Source organism: Bacteroides finegoldii DSM 17565 (assembly GCF_000156195.1).
Classification (GTDB): domain Bacteria; phylum Bacteroidota; class Bacteroidia; order Bacteroidales; family Bacteroidaceae; genus Bacteroides; species Bacteroides finegoldii.
This window is the reverse complement of the sequence record NZ_GG688336.1, coordinates 31,040-31,472: the sequence shown is the minus strand read 5'-3', so window position 1 is coordinate 31,472 and position 433 is coordinate 31,040. Positions and strand designations below refer to the sequence as shown.

Annotated in this window: 1 protein-coding gene; it reads right to left on the bottom strand. The window is 43.4% G+C overall.

The window, feature by feature from the left end:
- A partial coding sequence (locus tag BACFIN_RS22820; RefSeq protein ID WP_007757754.1) for a RagB/SusD family nutrient uptake outer membrane protein occupies positions 1 to 433 on the bottom strand: 433 nt, incomplete at both ends.

Here is a 433-nt window from a genome sequence, read left to right as displayed (position 1 = left end):
CCGTTTAAAAGCTTAAAGGAGATATGTTCTATTAAGGAGATTCCGTCTATCTGTATATTGTTGACTTTGGCTCCGAATTCAACGGATTTGGTTTCCTTGCCTCTGATAATGGGGCGAAGGTAATGCCGGTCGATACTCACGATACGGTTGGACACTTTTTTGCCTGCAAATAAATTCTTCCCTTGCTCAAGGACTGTCTGTATGACCGAGAAACGTCTTTGGTAATCAGAGGATAGTGCAAGCCTGTTCCTGTAGGATGAATGAAGCTGCTCCAGCTGGTCAAGTAACTTTTCCAATAACTGAAGTAACCTTCGTGTAATCATACGAGCCTGTGATTTCCTGCGTTTACGCAGTTTACTATAAGCAAGATAGGCACGGCGTACATCATACAAACGGTTATTTTCCAACGCCAGTTCCAAGCGGCGTTCTTTAC